The organism is Vibrio sp. 378 (genome assembly GCF_033339435.1).
In genome coordinates this window covers 216,314-239,272 of record NZ_JAWOUO010000007.1, presented here as the reverse complement: position 1 = coordinate 239,272, position 22,959 = coordinate 216,314, and the positions used below count along the sequence as shown (strand labels likewise).

Annotated in this window: 8 protein-coding genes; 7 read left to right on the top strand and 1 reads right to left on the bottom strand. The window is 43.8% G+C overall.

Annotation, left to right across the window (positions count from 1 at the left end):
* Nucleotides 1-236 precede the first annotated feature (236 nt).
* The 3 genes from R7Q48_RS15040 to R7Q48_RS15030 all read left to right on the top strand — a co-directional run bounded on the left by R7Q48_RS15040 (nucleotide 237) and on the right by R7Q48_RS15030 (nucleotide 3,874).
* On the top strand, nucleotides 237-1,562 hold the full coding sequence (locus tag R7Q48_RS15040) for an anaerobic sulfatase maturase (protein ID WP_318132354.1): 1,326 nt from the start codon (nucleotides 237-239) through the stop codon (nucleotides 1,560-1,562).
* 53 nt (nucleotides 1,563-1,615) lie between these two features.
* The gene (locus R7Q48_RS15035; protein WP_318132353.1) at nucleotides 1,616-2,713 is read left to right on the top strand and encodes a hypothetical protein; all 1,098 of its coding nucleotides are present in this window, start codon (nucleotides 1,616-1,618) and stop codon (nucleotides 2,711-2,713) included.
* Between the two features lie 162 nt (nucleotides 2,714-2,875).
* Nucleotides 2,876-3,874: an HAD family hydrolase gene (locus R7Q48_RS15030; RefSeq protein WP_318132352.1), complete on the top strand. Its 999-nt coding sequence runs from the start codon at nucleotides 2,876-2,878 to the stop codon at nucleotides 3,872-3,874.
* A gap of 107 nt (nucleotides 3,875-3,981) precedes the next feature.
* Here the strand turns inward: R7Q48_RS15030 and R7Q48_RS15025 are convergent, their stop codons facing one another.
* Nucleotides 3,982-5,499: an arylsulfatase gene (locus R7Q48_RS15025; protein ID WP_005377761.1), complete on the bottom strand. Its 1,518-nt coding sequence runs from the start codon at nucleotides 5,497-5,499 to the stop codon at nucleotides 3,982-3,984.
* 247 nt (nucleotides 5,500-5,746) lie between these two features.
* Between R7Q48_RS15025 and R7Q48_RS15020 the strand changes: the two genes are divergently transcribed.
* From R7Q48_RS15020 to R7Q48_RS15005, 4 genes are all read left to right on the top strand, one after another.
* Entirely contained in the window at nucleotides 5,747-7,183 is a 1,437-nt protein-coding gene (locus R7Q48_RS15020) for an arylsulfatase (protein WP_318132351.1), read from the top strand.
* Between the two features lie 152 nt (nucleotides 7,184-7,335).
* Nucleotides 7,336-19,476, top strand: coding sequence for an Ig-like domain-containing protein (locus tag R7Q48_RS15015; RefSeq protein WP_318132350.1), 12,141 nt, complete (start codon nucleotides 7,336-7,338; stop codon nucleotides 19,474-19,476).
* The gene (locus tag R7Q48_RS15010; protein WP_318132349.1) at nucleotides 19,473-21,644 is read left to right on the top strand and encodes a type I secretion system permease/ATPase; all 2,172 of its coding nucleotides are present in this window, start codon (nucleotides 19,473-19,475) and stop codon (nucleotides 21,642-21,644) included. The genes R7Q48_RS15015 and R7Q48_RS15010 overlap by 4 nt, the downstream gene beginning before the upstream one ends.
* Nucleotides 21,641-22,954: an HlyD family type I secretion periplasmic adaptor subunit gene (locus tag R7Q48_RS15005; protein WP_021033865.1), complete on the top strand. Its 1,314-nt coding sequence runs from the start codon at nucleotides 21,641-21,643 to the stop codon at nucleotides 22,952-22,954. The genes R7Q48_RS15010 and R7Q48_RS15005 overlap by 4 nt, the downstream gene beginning before the upstream one ends.
* Nucleotides 22,955-22,959: the final 5 nt, after the last annotated feature.

Sequence of the window (22,959 nt, the reverse complement as noted above, 5' to 3'; positions counted from 1 at the left end):
TTAGCGAAATCGAAATAGCGGCACCAAGGTAAAGAGTATTACTTTTGGAATGCTTCATAGGGGAGCTCCATCAACATTTATGATCAAAGAATTTTATCAGGCAAGTCTATGAAAAACAGTTATACACACTATAACAAGCGCCACGAATAATTGAACATTATCATCACACTAGGCGATTAACTTAATGATTAGTCTTAACGCCGTTGGGCGCAGGCTAGCAACTAAGAAGGTGATGAATGCACATAACTCAAGGTCCGCAGTTCAATGGGAAAGCATCCAAGCGATTACATGTCATGGCGAAACCTATCGGTGCAGTGTGCAATATCGATTGCACCTATTGTTATTACCTAAGCAAACAAGATTTACTTGAGTACAAGCCAGGCTGCTCACCAGTCATGGATGAGGAAACGCTAGAGACCTATATCCGTCAATATATAGCGGGACAGAATACACCTGAAATCATTTTCTCTTGGCAGGGTGGTGAGCCGACAATGCTAGGTTTGGATTATTTCAAGACAATTGTTGAGCTACAGAATAAATACCGTCCCGATGGCATTACGATCTCCAATGATCTCCAGACTAATGGCACACTGCTTAACGATGAATGGTGTGAGTTTTTAAAGGCGAACAACTTTCTCGTCGGTTTAAGCATTGATGGCCCAGAAATGATGCACAACGCTTACCGAACAAACCGAGCTGGTAGAGGCACATTCCGGCAAGTTATGAATGCGGTTGAATTATTACATAAGCACGAAGTAAAGTTTGCTACGCTCACTTGTGTTAACAACTTGACCGGCCGTAACCCACTTGAAGTGTACCGATTCTTGCGAGATGAAGTACGCTCCCCTCAAATGCAGTTTATTCCAATAGTTGAGCAGAAAACATTCAGAACAACCGCCCCTCAAACTTGGGAGCCAAACGAGCAACTAAAGCAAGGAGATAAGCGGTTGATCCCAGGTCATAAAGATGCCGTTGTTGAGCCTTTTTGCGTTGCGGATGAAGCATGGGGAAATTTTCTGATCGCGATTTTCAATGAATGGGTTTTACACGATATCGGCAACGTGTTTGTGCAGTACTTTGAAGCCAGTATCGAAACCTGGATGGGCAGAAAAAACCCACTGTGTACGTTAGGTGAAATCTGCGGGAAGGGCTTAGCAATGGAGCCTAATGGTGATGTGTTTGCGTGTGATCATTACGTGTACCCAGAATATAAGGTTGGAAACATTCATCACGAAAAGCTCGATACGCTCGCTTATAGCTCTGAGCAGCAGAAATTTGGGTTTGCTAAAAGTCGTACGCTGCCCCAACAGTGCCTTCAATGTGATTATCAATTTGCATGTTTTGGAGAATGTCCCAAAAACCGTTTTATCCGTACTAGGCAAGGTGAGCCTGGTCTTAATTATCTCTGCGCGGGTTGGAAGAAGTTTTTTACCCATGTTGATCAGTCGATGGCGTACATCTTACGAGCGACAGGTAACCCAGTGGTTCACGGTAAATACAGTGACCAGACTCTACACCAGCAAGCTACTCAAACACAGACTGTGTTTGAAACGAAGTTTTAAGATAGTCACTACGCCTGCTACAGGCCCGGAAATGAAAGAATATAGGTTATTGAATGCAAAAAATTAAGCTGCTCTCTAAATCATTACTCGTGATCTCGATCGGCATTGCTGCGAGTCAAACAGCAGTGGCACAAGAAACAACATTGCTAGACCCAGACCAGATATCGCCGACAACGGTTGTCACTCCACAAGAAGCTCAAATGACACCGGCGCAACGAGTCGAAAAGCTGTCTTATGATGCGCAAAATAAAAAGTTGTCTTCAGAAAAACGTATTGATGCTTTACGTGAGTTAGCCAACTATCCAAGCCAAAATGCATTGGTTGCAGTTGCGCGTGGGTTGCAGGATGAAGATGCAGGTATTCGCGAAGCTGCGATCGTGGGAGCACAGCCATATATGATTGAGCACCGTTGGCGTTTGATTTCACCATTATTGAGTGATGACGCCGCCATGGTGCGAATTACAGCAGCGATTAACCTCGTTCGAGATTACGCCAATTTGAGTTCGGAGCAACAGCAGTCACTTGAGGGGCCTGTTTCAGAGCTGACAGCACACTTGTCCAGTAAGAACGATAATGTTTCCAAGTTATTACTTGCAGACGTTTACCGTTGGCATCGTGATTGGGATAAAGCGGCGCTGATATACCCAGAGTTAACTAAGCTTGAGCCAAACAACCCTCAAGTTTGGTTAAGCTACGCAGACAACTTCCGAGCGCAACAGCTAGACCAAAAAGCTATCAACGTGCTTGACGAGGGTATCAAGCTAAATTCAGAAGATGCCTCGCTGCATTATTCTAAATCTCTCGCTTTGGTTAGATTAGACAAAAAGAAAGAAGCGGCGTTTGAAATAGACAAAGCTGCGACGATGGCAAAGACGAACAGTTACTTTTGGTATTTAAGTGGTGTTCTGCAAGAAGAGTTAGACTTGAAGAAGTCTGTCAACGCTTTTGAGCAAGCGTATTTGATATCCGGTGCTCCAGAACAATTGTATGCCGTGTGTGACATCTATGTCAGATACGGCAACCCTAAAACGGATGACTGTTTAACAGAGCTAACGAAGGTCGCTCCCGACTATGTTATTGAAGAGCTCAATCAGAAAAAGGGACGTAAAAGTGCCTCTACATCAGTTGAAGCCAATGAATTTAAACTCTAATCGGTAAATTCCATGTTCCTATTTCAATAAAATAGTGAACCAATTTTGTGACGGTGTCACTCTTTGGTGACCGTTGGATATGTCAGTTCAATATGCGCCTGTTTCAATTGAACTATACTTTTGATTGGATTCGCACCTAGCACCTCAATATAAGGAATTAAGATGGCTATAAAGTTAAAGACGATTGTCTTAGCAACAGGTTTTGCTCTGTCTAGTTACGCTGTTGCTGCTGATATGCAAGATCCACTTCCGTCATGGAACAACACTGACGCTAAGCAAGCTATTATGGCGTTTGTTACGAAAACAACGACCCAAGGTTCGGATTCCTATGTTCCTGAAAGCCAACGAATCGCGACGTTTGATAATGATGGAACACTTTGGGCAGAAAAGCCTGTTTATCTACAGTTGTTTTTTGCGATCGATAGAGTAAAAGAAATGGCCTCTGAGCATCCTGATTGGAAGACAACCGAACCCTTTGCTTCCGCATTAAAAGGTGACATGGAGGGGATTGGTAAACAAGGACTCGAAGGTGTAATGAAGCTTGTTATGGCAACCCATTCTGGAATGTCTACTGAACAGTTTCATCAAGAAGTTAAGGAATGGTTGAAAACGGCTGTCCATCCAACAACGGGTAGACCATACACTGAAATGGTCTATCAACCTATGCTCGAACTGCTCGACTATTTAAGAGCGAACGACTATCAGACCTACATCGTTTCTGGAGGCGGAATTGAATTTATGCGCGTTTGGGCGCCGGAAGTATACGGCATTCCAACGCAAAACATCGTGGGAACGACGTTAAAGGCGGAATATCAAAGTGTTGATGGAAAACCTACCATCCAACGCATGCCGGAAATAGACTTCGTCAATGACAAAGCAGTAAAGCCTGTGACGATCCAAAACTTCATTGGCAAACGTCCGGTCATGGCGTTTGGTAATTCTGATGGTGATTTACAGATGTTAGAGTGGACGAAAGCAGGTTCAGATCCAAGATTTTCTGCGATTATCCATCACACGGATGACAAGCGCGAATGGGCGTATGATAAAGATTCTCATGTTGGTAAGTTAGATAAATCGTTTAAAGTAGGTGAAGAGCAAGGTTGGCTATTTGTCGATATGAAACAAGATTGGAATCAAGTGTTTAAAGAGAGCACTAAATGATAATCTTTGTTTGACCATAACTTGCTGCAACCAAACAATTGCAACGAAATAAAAGGCCTCACAATTGAGGCCTTAGTTAACTCCACAGTAGCTTCGATACCTAGGGTCTAGTTTCTAGGTTGCTGTGTCATTGTTTCTACCACTTTTTCAATACTTAACGAGCTACCTTTCGTTGCAGGGAACTCCTTAAATGTCTCTAGGAACTTACGCACGATAGCTTGAGCAGGAACGAACATCCACATTTGATCAGCGTAAAAATGTCTGACGTAAAGTGCTGCATCTGGACCGACCTCGAATGGATCCATACGAAGGTTTACAATCAAAGGCCAACTCGGTGTTTTGCGGTATGCCTCATTAATGGCACCCTCCATAATACTGAAGTGGATCTTCCAGTCTTTATAACGAACGGCGTTTAAATTACCACCAGCATCGAAGTAAAAGATTTCTTTGCGTGCGCCTTCATCAGCTTTACCAGTCAGCAGATCAAGTTGGTTGTAGCCATCTAAATGTGCTTTAAAGGTTTTGCCCGCTGCTTTATGACCCTTCAATAGTTTTTCTTTCACATCTGGTTCGCCCACAGCTGCGAGTAGAGTTGGCATCCAGTCTTCTTGTGAAAAGATATCGTTGATAACCGTTCCTGGTTTAATGTTTCCAGGCCAGCGTACCATCATCGGAACGCGGAATCCGCCTTCCCAAGTCGTACCTTTTTCGCCCTTGAACGGTGTAGTACCACCATCTGGCCAGGTAAATTTCTCAGCGCCATTATCGGTACTAAAAACAACAATGGTGTTATCTGCTACGCCTAGCTCTTCAAGTTTATCAAGCATCACACCTACTTGATCATCTAGGTCCATCATGCCATCGGCGTATAAGCCGTAACCTGACTTCCCTTGATATTCTTCACTCAAATGTGTCCAAACGTGCATACGGGTTGAGTTATGCCAAATAAAGAATGGTTTGTCTTCTTTTACTGCTTTTTCCATAAAGGCCAAGCTAGCATCCATGAACTCTCGGTCTACGTTTTCCATACGCTTACGAGTAAGGGGACCTGTGTCCTCGATTTTGCCATCCGCAGTCGCCTTCAACACGCCTCGAGGTCCGAATTTTTTACGAAACTCTGGATCTTTTGGATAAAACTCAGACTCAGGCTCTTCTTCCGCGTTTAAATGGTATAGGTTACCAAAGAACTCATCAAACCCATGGTTAGTTGGTAGGTGCTCATCTTGATCACCAAGGTGGTTTTTACCAAACTGACCAGACACATAGCCGTGATTTTTAAGTAACTCTGCGATAGTAGGATCTTTCGATTGAATACCCTCTTTTGCGCCGGGCATACCAATAGTCAATAGACCGGTACGAAACGGATGTTGACCCAGAATAAATGAGGCTCGTCCGGCAGTACAACTCTGTTGTGCGTAAGCGTCTGTGAAAATGGCACCTTCATTGGCGATTTTATCAATGTTAGGAGTCTTCCCTCCCATCATACCATTGTGATACGCACTAATATTGTATACACCTACATCGTCACCCCAGAACACAAGGATGTTGGGCTTATCGGCAGCAAAGGCTGTGGACGCAGCTAATGTACCGACCAATGCCATTACCTTTTTAATCGAGTTTCGCATGAAAATCCTCCGCGATAAATGAATCCATTATCGTTATATAACGTTACTAATTGTGTTCATCATGGCGAAGTCGAGTGAGATGACACCAAATGAGACAATGTAGTCAGTTGAATATAGTAGAGGTTTTTTGTTGCTTCCAAGTAACCCCTGTTTTTAAAAAATGTTAACTAACATGGACTAGACTTTAGTGTGTTTTAAGTGTGATAAGACGCACTTACAGGATTGAATTTCAATGAAAGGCGACACTATGAAAAATAAACTAGCAACTATCCTGTTTCTATGTATCCCGTTAGAAGTGGTTGCGGAAGAGACACCAAATGTCGTGGTAATGTTGGTTGATAACCTTGGGTGGGGGGAACTAAGTTCCTATGGGAGTACCAGAGGTGTTGAAACTAAAAACTTAGATCAACTTGCTAGAGAAGGTGTACGCCTTACTAATTTTAATGTGGAACCGCAATGCACGCCAACTCGCTCCTCATTCATGACGGGGAGGCGAGCGCTTAGATCTGGGACAGATAAGGTTGTTTGGGGAGTGCCTTACGGTATGGTGAACTGGGAGATAACCATTGCAGAGAAGTTTAAGGAACAAGGATATAACACGAGCCTTTACGGGAAATGGCATTTGGGAGACCAAAAAGGGCGCTTTCCAACGGATCAAGGCTTTGATGAATGGTATGGCATTGCAAATACGACGGATGAGTCAGAATATAGCTCTCAACCCGATTATAAAGCTATATTACCTAAACCTCAAATCCTTTCAGCTAGAGCAGGGCAGGACCCTAAAGGGGTCAAAGAATATAATTTGGACTCACGTAGAACGATTGACAGTGAGCTAGTTGAACATGCCACAAATTTTATAAATCGAAATGTGAAAGAGAATAAGCCATTTTTCTCTGTAATTACTTTTACTCAACCACATTTACCGACGCTACCTCATCCTGATTTTATTGGTAAAACAGGCAAAGGAAATTACTCAGATGTGTTAGCTGAGATAGATTTTCGAGCTGGGCAAGTTATTGGTGCAATAGAAAAAGCAGGAATTAAAGACAATACACTAGTGATTTGGTTTTCTGACAACGGTCCAGAGTGGCATATGCCATACCAAGGCTCTAGCGGGCCATGGCGTGGTGCATACTTTACGGCTCTTGAAGGCTCTCTCCGAACACCATTTATTGCCTCTTGGCCTAACCACATCAAACCGGGCAGAGTGAGTGATGAAATTATCCATGTTGTGGATCTATTTGCCTCACTTTCTCATGTCGGTGGATACAAATTACCAAGCGATAGAACAATAGATAGTATTGATCAGTGGGCCTTTTTAAAGGGAGATAGTGAAAAGTCTAATCGAGATGGTTTTATCATTAACAATGGCTCTGAAACCTATGCTTATAAGTGGGAAAATTACAAGATGCACTTTATTGATCAAGATATCATGCCGGAGAAAGGGCGCCCATTACAGATCCCTGAAATATACAATTTGATTGATGGCCCTAAAGAGGAGTTTGATTTAAGAAATAATGCCACATGGTTATTTCCTATCATGATAGGAAAGAGAGTAAAGTTTGAATCTTCCGTTGCAACAAGCTGCGATACGATTCCTTTCCCTGCTCCATTTGGATATAAGCCCGATTGTAGCAAGGGGAATTTCAATCAATTTCCAGTGGATGGGTTACGCCAGAAGTAGTTTACCCCAATGGCTCTTTCTCGCATGCATGAGGTATGTTTTTGGTTCAATATCTCATTAGAGCCATTTAGGGCCATGTTTTTTCTAGTTTCATTTGAACAGTCATATTCGTCGACCATACTTAAAGTTCGTTGTTTCATATGGGGCGAATTATGCAGCCAATACTCTACATTCAAATCGGTAATGTTCTTTGGGCGGTTTTAAGTGACGGTTCTTGGATCCAAATGTTGCCCAACGAACAATTAGTTCCAGAAGTAGAGGTGGTTGTTCTTAATACTGACATTCTCGATATTGCATTTAATGAAGATACAACAAGTGAGGATGAATCGAGTTCGAATGATCTTTTAATTGCATCTCAAAACGGTATTGAATCCACTTTTAATCAGAGCGTTCGAGATTTTAGTGAGTCTTCTGGTGGGTTAAGTTTTGTTGCCTATATTCGCGCTGTTTTACCTGAGCAACTCGTTTCTAATGGCTATGTTACTAGGCCAGCAGTGCAAGAAAGAGAGAACCCAACTTCTGAGACTCAGGCTCCTGAGCGGTTGAATCCCGATGCTATATTAACGGTGGATATTCTTGATGGCGGCGATGGATACGAAAACCAGTTTGAAGTTCCTAGTGTCACGATTCAAGGTGACGCACTCAAGATAAGCGATGAGTGGCTTGTTACTATCACCATTACCGACAGCCTCAATAATTCCATTACTGTTACAACGACCGTAGAGAATGAGGCTTATACCCTATCAGGTGTTGATCTGTCTTCTCTTGCTGAAGGGCCGCTTACGGTGACTTCTGTGGTTTCTGACATTTATGGCAATAACCTGAACGCCGTCGATACGACCATTAAAGATACGCTTGCAACGGTGAACGTCAATTTTGATGGTGGAGGGGATGAGTATTTAAATCAGTACGAAATCGCGACTACTCGCCTTGAAGGGACGATTGAAAACATTGAAGATGGCCAGCGTATCCAAGTTACGGTAACCGACTCGTTAGGAGCGGTCATAAACTTAGAAACGGTGGTGACTGGTGGAAGTTGGTCTCTGGACGACGTTGACCTTTCTGGATTGTCTGAAGGTATACTGACAGTTGTTGCTGAGAGTATAGATATAGCGGGCAACCCTACAACCAGTGAAAACACCATCATCAAAGATACGCTTGCAAGTGTGACGGTGGACGTTGACGATGGCGGAGACGGCTATTTAAACATTGAAGAGCGCCAATCTGTCACTTTGTCAGGGCAAGTCAGTGATGTTGAAAATGGTCAGACGGTTTCTGTCACGGTTCAAGACAGCTTGGGGGCGATGCTCTCGTTCAATGCCGTTGTCGTTGATGGTATGTGGCAAGTCGAAGGGGCGAACTTATCCACGTTAGCCGATGGGGCGTTAACCGTATCTGCCTCCGTGAATGATGTGGCGGGCAACCAAGCGAAAGCGATGGATGAGGCTACGACCATAGATGCCACTGCTCCCACCATTGATATCGATACGGATTTTTATATTAGCGGTGGTCTTGCCATTGATGATTTCCGCGAGGGTATAGTCACGGAAATAAGAGGGATAACCAGTGGTGTAGAGCAAGGTCTGGCAGTGACGATTCGGGTAAGTGACGGAGACAGCACGCTGAATTTTACTGGCCTTGTTGATGCATCAGGTTCGTGGACAGTAACCGGAATTGACGTAAACACTCTCAATCTAAACAACACGTGGACCATTGAAGCAGAAGTGTTGGATACCGCCGGCAACCGCGCGGTCGATACCATGCCGACAATAGTGCTACCCGGTTCAACGGTATTTTCTGAAAACATCGTTGGATTTTTTGGTGAGCAAAGCAGCTCGGCAGCCATCAACATAGAAAATGGTGTGCCAGCACTGCATACAGAACAACCAAGCTTGAGCGCGCTTACATCGGTCGGTCAATCTATTAATGTTGTTGTTGCAGAAGATGGGTTGAGCTTACAAGGAACATCGACCGACGACCGATTAGTTTTCTCAGCAGAGGTCAATGATGATGGTACGGTTCAAATTACTTTTTATGAAGCGATTGATCATGGTGTAGGTCAAGATGAGCTGGTGACTAACGTATTGGTTGAAAGCATTCAAAGTGATGCTGATGGTACACAAGAAACGGTTGTGGCCCCCCTAGAAATCGCCATCCTTGATGCCGATCCAGCGATCGCAAATGAGTCATATAGTGTAACCGAAGGCCAAGTCATTTCTGGCAATGTACTGGAGAATGACATTGATATTGATGGTGACTTGTACATTCGATATGTCAGAGCCGGAGGAGAGATCCAGTCTGTCCCTGATGGTGGCTCAGTAAGTTTTAGTCTAGAGAAGGGTGAATTAACCGTATTTTCAGATGGCTCTTGGCAGTTGAATGCCAGTCGCAACTTAGATCACACGGTCGAGCAAAGTCTCGTTTTTGATTATCTCGCAGCCGATGATTCAAAAGATTACGGTGTAGCAACCGCAACTATCGACATTATAGATGGCCAAGCGGGTTATGTAGGCAGCGCTACTATAAACGCAGCAGAAGTACCTCTGGGAGCGGCATTATTAACCACCGAAGGCAGTGTTAATGTGATTGCTGGCTCTGATAACCCTGATCCGACTAGTTTGTATTTTGGTGGGGCATCCATTACTAAGTTAGAGGCATTAGGGCTTACAAGCTCAGTCTCTGATAATGAGCTTAGCTACACGTTAAGTTCCAGTAGGAAGCAAATCACAGCATTTGCCAATGGTGTCACTGTATTTACGTTAACATTGAGTGGCATTGAGTCGGGTAACGATGTACTAGCTTCAATTTCGCTTACTCTTGATCATCCTATCGATCAATTCAATAGTAGTGATACGGTCACTTTCCCGTTGACCATTGGAGGGACAGATCTAGACTCCACACCGCTTGTAGAGAATGAAATTGATTTCGTGTTGAAAGATGGTGTTGATCCTACGTTGAGCAACTTGACTGTTGTTGCAATGGAGGAGATTAATCTAGAAAGTGGGGCAATCTTTAAGACTGGGAGCCTTCAACTCGATATCGGGAGTGATTATGTTGACTCTCTTCGATTTAGCGAATTAAACCAGCCCACATTAGTGAGTAGTGAAAGTGAGTTGCTTTACCGTCTGTCTGATGACGGTACGACAATTACTGGCTATATCTTAGAAGGTGGGTTGGAAGTAAATATTTTTCAATCGAAACTATTATCCACATTACCTTTAGAGTCGAGTAGTGAAATAGAGTATTCCTTTGAATTATATCGCTCTTTCGATCTGTCAAAAGATCAAATCCTGGATATACCATTGTTAGTTAATGCAACAGATTCAGACGGTGACACCACCTCCGTAACATTGGATATTACCTTAGAGGCAATTGAAGGTTTGAACGATGATGCCTCTTTAACGGTGGATATTCTTGATGGCGGTGATGGATACGAAAACCAGTTTGAAGTTCCTAGTGTCACGATTCAAGGTGACGCACTCAAGATAAGCGATGAGTGGCTTGTTACTATCACCATTACCGACAGCCTCAATAATTCCATTACTGTTACAACGACCGTAGAGAATGAGGCTTATACCCTATCAGGTGTTGATCTGTCTTCTCTTGCTGAAGGGCCGCTTACGGTGACTTCTGTGGTTTCTGACATTTATGGCAATAACCTGAACGCCGTCGATACGACCATTAAAGATACGCTTGCAACGGTGAACGTCAATTTTGATGGTGGAGGGGATGAGTATTTAAATCAGTACGAAATCGCGACTACTCGCCTTGAAGGGACGATTGAAAACATTGAAGATGGCCAGCGTATCCAAGTTACGGTAACCGACTCGTTAGGAGCGGTCATAAACTTAGAAACGGTGGTGACTGGTGGAAGTTGGTCTCTGGACGACGTTGACCTTTCTGGATTGTCTGAAGGTATACTGACAGTTGTTGCTGAGAGTATAGATATAGCGGGCAACCCTACAACCAGTGAAAACACCATCATCAAAGATACGCTTGCAAGTGTGACGGTGGACGTTGACGATGGCGGAGACGGCTATTTAAACATTGAAGAGCGCCAATCTGTCACTTTGTCAGGGCAAGTCAGTGATGTTGAAAATGGTCAGACGGTTTCTGTCACGGTTCAAGACAGCTTGGGGGCGATGCTCTCGTTCAATGCCGTTGTCGTTGATGGTATGTGGCAAGTCGAAGGGGCGAACTTATCCACGTTAGCCGATGGGGCGTTAACCGTATCTGCCTCCGTGAATGATGTGGCGGGCAACCAAGCGAAAGCGATGGATGAGGCTACGACCATAGATGCCACTGCTCCCACCATTGATATCGATACGGATTTTTATATTAGCGGTGGTCTTGCCATTGATGATTTCCGCGAGGGTATAGTCACGGAAATAAGAGGGATAACCAGTGGTGTAGAGCAAGGTCTGGCAGTGACGATTCGGGTAAGTGACGGAGACAGCACGCTGAATTTTACTGGCCTTGTTGATGCATCAGGTTCGTGGACAGTAACCGGAATTGACGTAAACACTCTCAATCTAAACAACACGTGGACCATTGAAGCAGAAGTGTTGGATACCGCCGGCAACCGCGCGGTCGATACCATGCCGACAATAGTGCTACCCGGTTCAACGGTATTTTCTGAAAACATCGTTGGATTTTTTGGTGAGCAAAGCAGCTCGGCAGCCATCAACATAGAAAATGGTGTGCCAGCACTGCATACAGAACAACCAAGCTTGAGCGCGCTTACATCGGTCGGTCAATCTATTAATGTTGTTGTTGCAGAAGATGGGTTGAGCTTACAAGGAACATCGACCGACGACCGATTAGTTTTCTCAGCAGAGGTCAATGATGATGGTACGGTTCAAATTACTTTTTATGAAGCGATTGATCATGGTGTAGGTCAAGATGAGCTGGTGACTAACGTATTGGTTGAAAGCATTCAAAGTGATGCTGACGGTACACAAGAGACGGTTGTGGCACCGTTAACGATTACTATTTATGACTCTGATCCGGTGATTAGAGATGACACATACTCAGTCGTAGAAGATCAAACAATTACGGGCAATCTACTTGAAAATGATATTGATCTTGATGGAACACTTTATGTGAAATTTGTAGAGGCTGGCGGGGAGCAGAAGTCAATTCTAGAGGGGGGATCCGTAAGTTTTAGTTTAGAAAAAGGCGAATTAACCGTATTTTCTGATGGCTCTTGGCAGTTTGATGCAGGTCGAAACCTAGATCATTCGGTCGAGCAAAGTGTTTCTTTCAGCTATTTAGCTGCAGATGACTCCCAAGACTATGGCTTGGCTAACGCGACCATTGACATTACTGATGGACAAGCAGGTTACGTAGGCAATGCGACTATAGACGTAACAGAAGTCCCTTTGGATGGCCCGATATTGAACTTTGAAGGAACTGTTAATATTGTCGCGGGATCTGACAATCCGGATCCGAGTAGTTTGTATTTCGGTGGGTCATCTATTACTAAGTTAGAAGCATTAGGGCTTACAAGCTCAGTCTCTGATAATGAGCTTAGCTACACGTTAAGCTCCAGTGGAAAGCAAATTACAGCATTTGCCAATGGTGTCACTGTATTTACGTTAACATTGAGTGGCGTTGAATCGGGTAACGATGTATTAGCTTCAATTTCGCTTACTCTTGAGCACCCTATCGATCAATTCAATAGCAGTGATACGGTCACTTTCCCGTTGACCATTGGTGGCGTAGATTTAGATGCCACACCGCTTGTAGAGAATGAAATTGACTATGTTCTAAAGGATGGCGCAGACCCAACTTTAAATAATTTGAATGGGGTAGAAGTAAAAGAATCTGATCTCGCAAATGGAAGTGTGTTGAGCTCAGGGAATTTTCAAGTTGAGGTTGGCAGTGATTACCTCGAATCTTTGTCGTTCATCGTCTCTGAACAACCCTTGTTGACGAGTGGTGAACAAGTTGTGCTTTATCAAGTCTCTGCGGATGGCAAAACACTTGATGGTTATATTCTTGACGAAGATGGGCAAACTCAGATTCCCATCTTTCAAGCTACCCTCAATGCTTCATTACCTATTGATGCAAATAGCGACATTACCTACTCCTTTGAGCTTTTTCAGGCTCTCGACCAACAAGAAAATACTGATCCAAACGTACCTCTCGTTGTTACTGCAATGGACTCAGACCAAGATAACACGTCGGTCGTTTTAGACATTAATGTGATAGATAACGACAATGGACAAGCGCTAATCAATAGCGGCAATGTCGAGTTAACCGAAACACCTGTCGATACAAACATTGCTCCTGATGGGGTTTCAGCCATAGCGAATACGGATGTGATAGTTACGTCATCATTCGATCCGATTGTGTATCTGGGTGTTGACATAAATGATGGAGATGCTGTCAAAACTACGCTTGGTGATGCTGTTACTTATAACGGAGAGGCTGTCACTTGGTACGATAACAATGATGGAAGCTTTGACGCAATTTCAGACACTGGAGACGTTGTATTTAGGGTCACGTTACCTAGTGACTTCTCTTTGCCATCAAATGATACGTCTACCGTTAATGTAACTGTAGAGCTTTATCACTCGCTTGACCATGTTTTAGGTGATGGGACGCAATTGTCGATCTCTATGCCCATCGTGGCGAGAGATTCTGATGGAAGCGAGATCTCTACGGAGTCCAACATACTGGTCTATGATGGCTTGTTTCCGGAACTAGTAATTACAGAGGGAATCACAGTCAATGAAAGCGGGTTGAATGATGATTCGCTTGATTCTGGCATCGAGGGCTCGTCACCATCCATTACGCTATTACAAGGTTCAGACTCTATCGCCAGTGTGAGCGTGAATATCGATATGTTCAATGCGCTCGGCTATAAAACAAGTAGTGGTAGCCTGGTTTCGCTTGATTCACCGGACTCGAATGGTTGGTTATATGCAAGAGATGAAAGCGAGCAAGACGTCTTTAGAATTAGATTTAATACCGATGGGACTGTCGAGTTTGATCTATACCGTGCACTTGAACATGATGAACCTGACGGTGTTCCAGCGGACGAGAACACATTAGAACTCAGTTTTTCAATTTATGCCGTTGATAAGGATGGCGACCAGTCTGAAGCTGAGACATATACCGTTAGTGTAGTAGATGATATCCCTGAAGACACAAGCTCACCAATAGAAATTGAACTTACCGAGGGGGATGAGTTTTCGGGAAACTGGTTTAGCAATAATGCCGACTTAATCAGTTCAGATGGCACGTTGATTTCAAGTTTGACCTATGCAGGTGAAACATACGATACGGCGAGTTCGGTATTTAGCAATGATGCTTGGACCATCGATTTAATCAATAGTAGTGATGGTAACTTAAAATATGGAACGCTGACTATTGCTCAAGATGGGACATTTACGCTAACTACCGAGCTTATTGTTAATACGCCTGTAGGTGGTTTGCTTGATGATCTAACGATAACTGTGACGGATGCAGACGGTGACCAAGCAAGCAGTGAAGCTCAATTAATTCTTGATGATGCTAGGGGCTTTATTCGAACCGTTAATGTAGATACGTTAGAAGATAATGGCGCGAATAATAGTGGAGACCCTACGCCAGTCGCGTTACCGATTAGAGTTTCTCCTGGGGATACGGAGAATAATGAGCGTGTTGAAGCGATAAGGATCTCTGTTGAATCTCTACAAGGAGGGGCTCTGTTTTTAGACGGAGCGCGCCTTGAAGATGATGATAATGACGGATTTATTAGTCTTTCTGGTACAGAGCTAATGGGGGTGGGTATATTCACTGTTCCAAATGGTGATCTCACTTATCAACCAGCACTAAACCTGTCGGGCAACACTATCAAAGTTTCGTTAGCAGTGTCTGCATTAATCGTATCTGATGTCGAACCAGATGGTTTTGTATTACAAGGCAATAACACGTTAAATGTTAACGTTTTACCGGTTGCAGATTTGCCAGAGTGGTCTAATGATTCGGACTTTTCTTATCAAAGTGTTGAAGATTCCGCTGAATCACTTTCACTCAATATTGTTGCTGAAAAGTTTGACCAAGACGGTTCTGAAACGCTCCACTACCAAATTTCGAATATTCCAGATGGACTTATATTAACACTTAACGGAAGTGCTATTGAGGAAGGGAAAGCGTATAGCCAATCCGAGTTAGATCAAATTGAAATCACATCTAACGAAAACTTAGCCGGAAGATTTACTTTTGATGTAACGGCAGTAACGACTGAATCGGGTAGTGTGTTTGCCGATGAGCAAGATAAAACAGCGGAGATCACTGAGCAAGTTGTTATCGATATATCTCCAGATGCCGATGTGCCTACGCTGACCGTTAAAAACATTCAGGGGCTTGAAGACCAAGCGATTGACTTAAAAGAGTACATCTTAGGGCGGCTCACTGACACAGATGGCTCGGAGTCTCTGTCTTATCGCATAGAAGTTCAAGATGGTTGGACATTGCCTGTCGGAGCTGGGATTACGCTTATCGGTATTAATACCTACCTAGTGACCTCCAATGCTCTAGCCAATTCGGAGGCGTTACTTCAACCAAAATCGGATATCAGCTCATTTACTGAATCTCTATCCCTTCAAGTAACCGCCATTTCAACAGAGTCGACTATTGATGGCTTAGCACCTCTTAATGAAACCGCCGAGAGCCAATTTGCAACCATTGATATTAAGCTAAAAGGCGTGGTCGATGAACCAATTGTCCTAGATGGTGGACAGGGGAATTGGCAATATGATCAAGCGACTAAAGTAATTAGTAATCTCTCTACGTTAGACGAAGATAACCTGATACAACTGGATTTTATCATCCAGACATCAGACGACGATCTATCAGAAGAAATTAACATCTTGCTTCAGAACATCCCTTTGGGAACACAACTGACAGATGTAAATGGTGACCCTATTGTTCTTCCAATTGCTTACGTGGACCCAATAACGGGGCCAGTTTATCAGGTCTCGAACGCTGTTCTTGAAAACACTTACCTCAAAACAGAGCAAGATTTTAGTGGAACACTGAGCATGGATGTTATCGTCGTTTCAACAGAGCCGGATGGTGATTCTGCTGAAACCCCTCTTAAAGTGGAAATGGAAATATCACCTATTGTTGATCAAACTGACGGTCAAGAATTACAAAGCAATGGTATTGAGGACAATTTCATCACACTAAATCTTGAGCCTGTCGTTAATCAAGATATAGATTCTAGTGAGTCCTTGACAGGATACACCATTGTATCCATTCCAGATGGCTTAACACTTTACTTTGATGGTAATGCAGTAGAGGAAAGTAATTTACCGTTAGAACTCAATGAACTACTCGATGGTAGCTCGGCAACATTATCTGAGTTGTTAAACAGTGGACGAATCACTGTAAAAGCTAATGAAGACCTAAGTGGGACGTTTAGCCTGGAAGTTCAGTACGAAGTGACAGACACGTCTCCTACGATGGAGACTGATGTAAAGGCAATCAATGGCTCTTTGAGCGTCGTGGTTTCTGGAAAAGTGGATATTGGTAATGAAGATATTGACAAAACACGTTTAGAAGGCGCGACTGAAGTATTCACAAGTACGGATGGGTCTGCTGTTGACGTGAGTGGAGGCATTACATTTACAGAAGCGGATATTGATGGTTCAGAGTATCTCGATTACATCGTTTTACAGATACCGCAGGGTCAAGACCTCATTGTTACTCATCCGAATGGTGCTTCTCAAGATGCCGATGGGAACTGGCTGATTCCAATGGAAGGAATCACAAGTGATAGCGTGTTGGAAACCGCTCAAGATTTGCTTGCTAGCGCATCGATTTATAGCCCATCTAATACAGAGATACTTGATGTGAATGTGTTAGCGTATGTTCGAGATGGAACGGATGCTCAATACATCACAGGTCAGTTCCAAATTCAAATTACTGGCCATGAAGGAGATGGAGACCAGTGTGCTGATCCTGGTGAACCAGGAAGCGTTCAAAGTGGGGATATTGTAGGTAAAGAAGGTGAAGATGTCTCAATTGGGGCGTTTTTAAACCCTGATGTAGCGAGTAGTGATGGTAACTTAGTTTCCTTCTTTGTCGCCGCAGATTCTTTACCTGAAGGAGTCGAGCTTACTGGCGAAGGTGTGATACCTGCTTATGATAATGCGGGCAATCTGTTGGGTTATTCAATTTCTAGCGCTGGATTGTCTTCCTTGACGCTTACTGGCGTGGATGAGGACTTTGCTGGTTGCATTACTTTCAATTTAGAAGTGACAGAAACGGCCCCATGCGATGGTGACTCGAAAACAACCGCTCAGACCATTACGGTACAAATCTCTCCTGTTGTCGATGATATCGCGATAGCACCAAGCCAAGTTACGGTTCAAGAAGATACTATAACCAACCTGAATCTTGCTCTTGTATTGGGCGATAGTGAAGGACCAATGCAGTCCATTACTGGAGAAGGTGACGCAGCGACTGGCCTTGAAAGTGTCAATTGGGTTTCTTTATCGGTGTCTGACGAGAATGCGCGGTTTACTGCCGTGGACCCGAGCCTACTCATTGACAACGGTGATGGAACATGGGTAGTGACAGATGTTACGCGTCTAAACGAAATTCAGTTAATCCCACCTGAAAACTACAGTGGAGAGCTTGTTATTTCCGTTGACGCAAACATTACTGATGAAGTCACGGGAAGTTGTTTAAGTACTGACAGTGCGAAAGATACTCAAACTAAATCAACAGAAGTTACCGTTACCATTGCCCCAGTGGTTGATAAAGCGGTTCTGGAAACAGAAGACGTAGTTGGTAATGAAGATAATTATATTTATTTAGGAAACTTATCTGCATCATTAATCGATCAAGATGGTTCTGAGTCGATGTCTTTGGTCATGACAGGAGTGCCAGACGGAGCCGTGTTGGTTTGGGACAATAATGGGACGTTCGAATTACTCCCTGATAACGGTTCAACGGATGGTGAGAGCAAGGAGTGGCAGCTAACTCAAGCACAACTTGATAAGGTTTACTTTCTACCGCCACTAGATTTTAGTGGGGATATTTCACTAACACTGCAAGCTATTACCCAAGAGTCTGGATCAAACGACTATAACTATACCACTTCTCAGTTCAACGTCGGCGTAAAACCGATTGGCGACGATGTATCGTTGAATACAACCTCTAACACGTTCACTGGAGATGAAGGTGATTCCATTTCGATTGACTTTTTAGCGAGCGGTTTTGAAACAAAGAGCAACGAATATATAGAAGTGTCGATGTTGATCAAAGCAAGCTCTGAACCCTCTGCATTGGAAGGCTTAGGTAGGATTCGTATTGGAACTCAATTCTCATCCTTTACCTTCGATGACGCGGGCAATGCCGTGGCGACGGTATTAGTGCGAGCAAATGAAGTGTCAGGTTTGGAGTTCGTTCCGAAGGATGCATTTGGAACGATGGATGTTGCTCTCAATGTTAGAACGTTTGATCAAGCGATAGTGTCAGGGACACTCGAAACCGATTTTGGAGATGTGCAAAGCACCGATCTAACCATTGTTGTTACCCCTGAAGCTGATGAGCCAACACTAACGGCCGATTATCAGTCTATTGTGTCTGAAGCGTCTGGGAGTATTCCTTTAGGGTTGAGCATGAATTTAGTCAACCCTGCACCAGAAGAGTTTGGAAGTGTGGAGATTCGCGGATTACCAACAGATCTAGAGTTGAGTCATGGTGAAAGATTGAACGGCATTTACACTGTTGCTCAAGAGGATGTCGCTGATCTTTCCATCGTTGGTGGGTTTAGCGGTGCAAGTGATTTTACGTTGTCGATAAAACCGATTGCAACACTGGGTGCTACTGTCGCAGAAGGTGCTGCTCAGGTAGTCAATGTTGCCTTAGTGGAAGAGGGTGACCAAACATTACTTGCGACAGATGCTAATGATTTGCTTATTGGAGGAAGTGGCAGCGATGTATTCCAGTTTGATAGTTCAGGGCTCGGTAACGAGTTAAAGCCCTCGTACGATGTGATCAACGATTTCCAAATATCCGTTATTGGTGATGATAATGACACAATTGACATCGCCTCGATAATCACCGCTACCTCGATAACAGAAGTCGATAATAAGCTCGATTTAACAGAGAATGATGATGGCGTAACGCTTCACATAAAACCAGAAGAGGCGGGGACAAAACAACAGATTCTTATGCAGGGCGTCACTCTCGATCAGCTTTACAAAGGTGACTCGACTGGCGTAGCCGAAGAAAATGTCTTACAGAAGATGATTGATGACAACAACTTGCTAGTAGGTGGTATGTCATGAAGCATCACTCATCCTCATCAAGTGAGCTGACTAACGATCCTTGGGGGCAATCGTTAACTTGGTTGATGCGTTATTTTGAGGTTAGACACCATACAAAAAAGGTGCTTTCTGGATTACCTCTTGTTGAGGGTAGATTGGATAGTGACTTATTCATCAGAGCCGCTGAGCGAGCCGATCTTGAACTCACATTAATCGATTTAAAATCCACCGCAATGTTGAGCTTTCCATTGGTGGTAATCAATAGGAAGACGTTACAACCCGCTATTATATCTGAGCGACATAACAGCGATTATCAAGTCACGTTATTTAGTGAAGATCAAGGTGAAACGCAATACGTCACGAGCGAGGAACTGCATAATCAATTCCAGCCTCAAGCATGGCAAGTTTCTATGCGTCCAGAGCTGGACAAACGGATAAGTTCTATTCAAGCGGATTATAATGAACATTGGCTTTTCGCCGTAGTGAAAGAAATGTCTCCGTGGTATCGAGATCTTTTGATTGCCTCTTTCCTTATCAATACGCTAGCGCTAGTTATTCCGCTTTTCACTATGAACGTTTACGATCGTGTAGTGCCTAATCAAGCTTTCAGTACATTATGGGTTTTGGTCGCTGGTGTCTCCGTCATCATTATTTTTGATTGGCTATTGCGTAAAGCAAGGGGAGTTGTCACTGATACCGCGGGTAAGTACATCGATAACAAGCTTTCTTCGATACTTTTTTCTAAAGTTATGGGGATGAAACTTGAACACCGTCCTGCATCAGTCGGTGCATTCGCTCGACAACTACAAGATTTTGATAGTGTTCGCGATTTTTTTACTTCTGCATCTCTTGTGACCTTAGTTGATCTCCCATTTACGTTGTTATTTTTAGTCTTAATAGGTTGGCTAGGTGGAGCAATGATGTTCATACCTATTGCCGTCATGTTTACCCTGCTGATCCTTGGCTTTGCGGTAAAAGCAAAAATAGAACAATCACATACGGAAAGTGCTGCACTATCCATGAAGCGACAAGCTCACTTGTTTGATTCATTGTCCTCTTTAAAAGAGATTAAGCAAAATAACGCTACGGGAGAAGCACAAAAGCGTTGGGAGCAAACGGTATCCATGCTTTCTGATTGGCAAAATCAATCGCGAAACTATTCGAATATCGTTGCTTACTCCATTCAATCTAACCAGCAGATAATTACCGTAATGTTACTTGTAACAGGCGTGTACAGAATTTCTGAGGGATTGCTCAGCATGGGGGGGCTCATTGCTATTGTCATGCTTAGCGGTCGTGCTGCAGGGGCGATTAACCAGTTAGCTATGCTGTTACTTCGCTATCAACAGACAAAAACAGCGGTTGAAGGCTTAAATTCTATCATGTCTTTACCTCAGGAGGTGCAACGCAGTCAGGTCATTACGTCTGCCGAATTTACAGGGAATATACGTTTAGAAAACGTGAGCTTCCAATACCCAGATGTTGATATGCCATGTTTGAGAGATATTAATCTTACTATCAAGCAAGGCGAACGCGTTGGCGTTATTGGTAGTGCAGGAGCAGGAAAGTCTACACTCCTTTCTATTATTACCAATCAACTCAGTACCTTACAGGGTAGCGTTTATTTTGATGACATTGACAGTCAGCTTTGGCCCGCCGAATTGATAAGAGAGAAAACGGGTTGGGTTGGCCAAGATTCGCATCTTATATACGGCAGCATTATGGAAAACATAGTATTAGGACATCATGTTATTGATCAAGAACGATTACGCCGTGCGATAGAATTATCGGGTTTGAACCAGTACATGAGTCGCCTTCCTCATGGTCTAGAAACGCAAGTCGGAGAAGGAGGGCGTTATTTGTCGGGGGGGCAAAGGCAAGCTGTAGCGATTTCAAGAGCTTTTTATCGAAACCCTGCAGCATTAATTTTAGACGAGCCAACCAGCTCCTTAGACCAGCCTGCTGAGAATGCATTGTTTAATGCTCTCAAATCGTTGCCGCACTCGACGACGATGATTATTAGCTCTCATAAACATTCCTTATTATCGCTTTGTGATCGAATTGTTGTGCTTGATAAAGGCGCAATTTTGAGGGAAGGAGCGCCCCAAGAAATTTTTGCTAAACAACAGTCTAACGCGAAGACGAACAGAGTACGCGCAGTATCAATTGTACGCGAAGGAGGTCAATGATGAGCACAGTTCGTTGGAGTAATGCTCATTTAGCAAACCGTTCGAGAACGTTGATTTGGTTGTCTGCCGCGTTAGTGCTGAGTGTGATTATTTGGGCCTCGTGGGCGAGGTTAGACGAAGTGGTTGTCGGCGAAGGAAAAGTTGTTCCTACTTTGTCTGTTCAGACGATTCAGAGCTTAGAGGGCGGCATTCTAAAGGAGTTACTTGTCATGCCTGGTGAAAGCGTCACTAAGGGGCAAACCATCGCCATTCTGGATGATACAAGGTTTAAGTCGACCTATTCGGAGACCTCTGAACAAGTTGAATCTTTGCTCGCCAGAAAGCAGAGGCTTCAAATTGAATTAGAAACGGTAAAAGTGAATAGCCTCCAACTGGATTGGAAACAACAAGTGAGTATCGAGCCTCAGCCATTTGATATTTCGATGACCGGCCACTCTGCCTATCTGAATGCCAAAGCAAACTATCTTGAGCGGTTGAGCCAACTGGAGTCTGAGCTGGAGGAGGCTAAATTGCGAATTGAGCAACAATCGCAAGCTTATCTAGATACCTTGAATACCATTCAAACACTAAAAAGCAGTCTGGTTATTGTCTCGAAAGAGCGAGATATGTTGAGAGAGGTGGTTTCTAGTGGCGCGGTGGCTGAAGTGGAATTATTAAAACTGAATAGAGACGTTATAAAGCTCAAAGGAGACATCGCGAGTTCACAAGCTGCTGCCCAAAAGCAAAGGGCTGTGTATTCTGAATCCATCGCAGATTATCGTGGTACTGCGCTTGCTTTTAGGGCAGAGGCACAAGGGCAGCTCAATGAAGTTGTGACGCAACTAGCGCAGCTCAATGAAAGTCGTCAGGCGATTGCGGATCAGTTGAATCGAACGCAGTTACTTTCTCCGGTCGATGGAACCATCAAAGATGTTTTTGTCAGAACCATCGGAGGTGTGGTTAAGCCGGGTGAGCCTATTTTAGAAATAGTCCCTCGTAATAGCACGTTAATCGTTGAAGCGAGAATTTCTCCTCAGAATATCGCCTTCATAAGGCCTGGCCTGCCGGCAACGGTAAAGTTGTCTGCCTATGACTTTGTCATTTACGGAGGCCTAGAAGGAGAAGTGACCTACGTAAGCGCCGATGCACTTCAAAATGAAGAGGGCAATGCCTACTACCGTGCCAACGTTACTTTCAAGGTTGATGATAAGTTTACGATCATCCCGGGAATGCAGGTTGTGGTAGACATTCTTACAGGAGAAAAAACAGTACTGAATTATTGGTTAAAACCTATATTACGTGCGAAAGAGAATTCGCTCAGAGAAAGATAGACATA